This window comes from Micromonospora sp. M51, assembly GCF_018070305.1.
GTDB lineage: Bacteria > Actinomycetota > Actinomycetes > Mycobacteriales > Micromonosporaceae > Micromonospora > Micromonospora parva.
Genome location: NZ_JAGPXZ010000582.1, coordinates 1 through 4,060 on the forward strand (window position 1 = coordinate 1; position 4,060 = coordinate 4,060).

Consider the following 4,060-nt stretch of genomic DNA (forward strand, 5'->3'; position numbering starts at 1 on the left):
GTTCCGGCTGCCGGCCAGCGAGGCGGTGGTCAACCGGATGGGCTTCAACAACGCCGGGGCGGCCGCGCTGGCCGCCCGGCTGGCGGCGTTACCGCGCCCGCTCGGGGTGCCGTTGGGCATCTCGCTGGGCAAGTCCAAGGTGACACCGCTCGACGAGGCGGTCGAGGACTACCTCGCCTCGTACCGGGCGCTGCGCGGGCACGGTGACTACTTCGCCGTGAACGTGTCCTCACCGAACACCCCGGGTCTGCGGTCGTTGCAGGACCGCGCCCACCTGGACGCGCTGCTCGGCGCACTGGTGGGGGAGAAGCCGGTGCTGGTGAAGATCGCGCCGGACCTGACCGAGGCGGCGATCGCCGAGCTGCTGGAGGTCTGCCTGGCCCGGGGCGCCGCCGGGGTGATCGCCACCAACACCACCCTGTCGCGCGACGGGCTCGCCGGCGTCGACGTCGAGCGCGGCGCGCAGGCCGGTGGTCTCTCCGGTCGGCCGCTCACCGGGCGGGCCCGCGACGTGGTCGCGGTCGTGCACCGTGAGACCGGCGGCCGGCGGCCGAGCATCGGCGTCGGTGGTGTGCTGGACCCGGACGACGCGGCCCGGATGTTCGATGCCGGCGCCGCCCTGGTGCAGCTCTACACCGGCTTCATCTACCGGGGTCCGGCCCTGGTGCGGGCCGCCGTCCGCGCGACCGCCGGGTCCGCGCCCCCGTCGACGGCACCGGACCCCGTCGCCGGCCGGTGACCGTAGCCAGCCTGGTGCTGACCCGGTGCAGCCGGGGTGCAGAGCCCGCTCCGCGCCAGGGGCCCCTCGCCGGTTGTTGCCCCTTTGCTCTGCACCCGTGGACGCACCACCAGGAGCGCGGCCCCCGACCAGCGGGTGTCGCCTCCGCGGGTGCAGAGCAAAGGCAGGCGGCGAGGTGCGGGCGCGGCGGGCCGGACGGCGGCGGCGGGGCGGTTCGGCCCGGCCCGGCCCGGCCCGGCCGCAGGACGTCCGTCGTCCGGACGGTTCGAGGCACGGTGGAGTACGCGTGACACCTGAGGAGATTCTGGCCGCCGATCGGGCCCATGTCTGGCACCCGTATGCCGCGCTGCCGCCAGCGAACCCGCCGTACGTGGTGCAGAGCGCCGAGGGCGTACGGCTGCGGCTGGCCGACGGGCGGGAGCTGGTGGACGGGATGTCGTCCTGGTGGGCGGCGATCCACGGGTACCGGCACCCGGTGCTGGACGCGGCGGTGACCGACCAGCTCGGCCGGATGAGCCACGTGATGTTCGGCGGGCTCACCCACGAGCCTGCGGTGCGGCTCGCCCAGACGCTTGTCGAACTGACCCCGGACGGCCTGGAGCACGTGTTCCTGGCCGACTCCGGCTCGGTCAGCGTCGAGGTGGCGGTGAAGATGTGCCTGCAGTACCAGCGGGCTGTCGGCCGGCCCCAGCGCCGCCGGCTGGCCACCTGGCGGGGTGGTTACCACGGTGACACGTTCCACCCGATGAGCGTCTGCGACCCGGAGGGCGGGATGCACCACCTGTGGGGCGACGTGTTGCCCCGGCAGGTGTTCGCCCCGGTGCCGCCGGGCGGCTTCACCGATCCGCCCGACGACGCGTACGTGGCGGCGCTGGTGGAGACCGTCGAACGGCACGCCGACGAGTTGGCCGCCGTGATCGTCGAGCCGGTCGTGCAGGGCGCCGGGGGAATGCGTTTCCACCATCCGGGTTACCTGCGGGTGCTGCGTGAGGTGACCCGCGCGCACGGAATTCTGCTGATCTTCGACGAGATCGCCACCGGCTTCGGCCGGACCGGTGAGATGTTCGCCGCCGGGCACGCCGGTGTGACGCCGGACGTGCTGTGCGTGGGCAAGGCGTTGACGGGCGGGTACCTGACCCTCGCGGCGACGCTGTGCACCCCGGAGGTCGCCCGGGGCATCTCGGCTACCGGCGTGCTGGCGCACGGGCCCACGTTCATGGGCAACCCCCTGGCCTGCGCGGTGGCGAACGCCTCCATCGGGCTGCTGCGGGCCGGAGACTGGGCCGGCCAGGTCGCCAGGATCGGCGCCGGCCTGCGCGCCGGCCTGGAGCCGCTGCGGGGCACGCCGGGCGTGGCCGACGTGCGGGTGCTCGGCGCGATCGGCGTGGTCCAGCTCGATCACGAGGTCGACCTCGGCGCGGCCACCGCCGCCGCCGTCGCCCAGGGGGTGTGGCTGCGTCCGTTCCGCGACCTGATCTACACGATGCCGCCGTACGTCACCGACGACGTCGACCTGGCCCGGATCGCGACCGGGGTCGCGGCGGCGGTGGCGGTCGGCTGAGTCGGCCCGGTCACCGGGTCGACGGTTACCCGGGCGGGGCAGCCGTCCGGACGAGAAGAGGGGAACACTCCCATGGAGAGCTTCGGTACCCGGCTGCACCGGGCGATCACCGAGCGGGGCCCACTCTGTGTGGGCATCGACCCGCATCCCGGTCTGCTGGCCCAGTGGGGCCTTCCGGACGACGTGCACGGGCTCGACCGGTTCAGTCGAACCGTCGTCGAAGCGCTCGGTGACCGGGTTGCGGTGGTCAAGCCTCAGTCGGCCTTTTTCGAGCGATTCGGATCCCGAGGTGTGGCGATTCTTGAGTCAACTATCCGACAGTTACGAGATGCCGGCTCGCTCGTTCTGCTCGACGTCAAGCGGGGCGACATCGGCTCGACGGTGAGCGCGTACGCCGCCGCGTACCTTGACCCATCCAGTCCCGTCTATGTCGACGCGGTCACCGCGAGCCCCTACCTCGGGGTCGGCTCGCTGGCGCCGATGTTCGAGTTGGCCGCCGAGCACGGCGGCGGTGTGTTCGTGCTGGCCCTCACGTCCAACCCCGAGGGCGCGGCCGTGCAGCGGGCCGTCACCGCCGACGGCCGGACCGTGGCGCAGACCGTGATTGATGAGATTTCCCAGCTCAACAGGGGTGCGTCCCCGCTCGGGAGCTTCGGACTGGTGGTTGGCGCGACCATCGGTGACACCGGTCACGACCTGTCCGGAGTGGGGGGCCCGCTGCTCGCTCCGGGGCTCGGCGCGCAGGGTGCCGGCGCGGCCGATCTGCGTACCGTCTTCGGTTCCAGCCTCGCCTCGGTGCTCCCGTCGTACTCCCGGGAAGTGCTCTCGGCGGGCCCCGACGTGGGCGCGTTGCGGGCCGCCGCGGACCGCGTTCTGGTCGACTGCCGGGCCGTTCTGCCTGCCCGGTGACTGACTGACGGGTCGGTCACTCTACGGTGATCATGCGGCCCCCACGTTGCCGAAAGCTCCGTTGGCCGCTAGTTTTCCCCGCGCTGGGAACCATGGACCCCTTGGTTCACAGCGACACCACGTTTCACAGATGCGGCGGTGCGCCCCGCCCGCCGCGATAGGGACCTGAGGAGAACTGGTGCCGCTCCCGTCACTGACCCCCGAACAACGCGCTGCCGCGCTCGAGAAGGCCGCGGAGATCCGCAAGGCCCGTGCTCAGCTGAAGGAGCAGCTCAAGCAGGGCAAGACCACTCTCGGTGCCGTCCTCGAGCGGGCCGAGAGCGACGACGTCGTCGGCAAGCTCAAGGTGTCGGCCGTCCTGCAGGCCATGCCGGGCATCGGCAAGATCCGGGCTACCCAGATCATGGAGAAGCTCAAGATCGCCGACAGCCGTCGCCTGCGTGGCCTCGGCGAGCAGCAGCGCAAGGCACTGCTTGGAGAGTTCGCCGCCAACTGAACCTGGCAGCGTGTAGAAACAAGCAGTGAGCACGGATGACGAGGCGCGCCCGGCGGCTCGGCTCACTGTCCTGGCTGGACCTTCGGGATCCGGCAGGGAGAGTGTCGTCGAGCTCGTCCGGGCGCGTTCTCCGTCCGTGTGGATCCCGGTCGCGGCAACCACCAGGCCGCGCCGGGAGTCGGAGATCGACGGGGTGGACCGCGTCTTCCTCGCCCCCGCCGAGTTCGATCGCCGGATCGTCGACGGTGAGCTGCTGGAATGGTCCCGGATCGGTTCCTACCGCCGGGGCACCCCGTACCCGCCGCTGCGCGCCCGGCTCGACGCCGGGCAGCCGGTGCTGCTCCCGCTCGACCTG

Annotated in this window: 4 protein-coding genes and 1 pseudogene; all 5 read left to right on the forward strand. The window is 72.3% G+C overall.

What is annotated here, in order from left to right; all coding sequences use genetic code 11:
- Window positions 1–739: quinone-dependent dihydroorotate dehydrogenase (locus KBX53_RS24895; protein ID WP_210861953.1), on the forward strand; the 739-nt coding region annotated here is incomplete at its 5' end.
- Between the two features lie 286 nt (window positions 740–1,025).
- Window positions 1,026–2,300, forward strand: coding sequence for an adenosylmethionine--8-amino-7-oxononanoate transaminase (locus tag KBX53_RS24900; protein ID WP_210861954.1), 1,275 nt, complete (start codon window positions 1,026–1,028; stop codon window positions 2,298–2,300).
- Between the two features lie 72 nt (window positions 2,301–2,372).
- Window positions 2,373–3,209 carry an orotidine-5'-phosphate decarboxylase gene (gene pyrF / locus KBX53_RS24905; RefSeq protein ID WP_210861956.1) on the forward strand — a complete coding sequence of 279 codons (837 nt, stop codon included), beginning with the start codon at window positions 2,373–2,375 and terminating at the stop codon, window positions 3,207–3,209.
- Between the two features lie 178 nt (window positions 3,210–3,387).
- Complete coding sequence (mihF, locus tag KBX53_RS24910) at window positions 3,388–3,705, forward strand: integration host factor, actinobacterial type (protein ID WP_030335662.1); 318 nt, start codon at window positions 3,388–3,390, stop codon at window positions 3,703–3,705.
- A 25-nt stretch (window positions 3,706–3,730) separates the two neighbouring features.
- Window positions 3,731–4,060: pseudogene (locus KBX53_RS24915) on the forward strand (guanylate kinase); the annotation flags it as partial.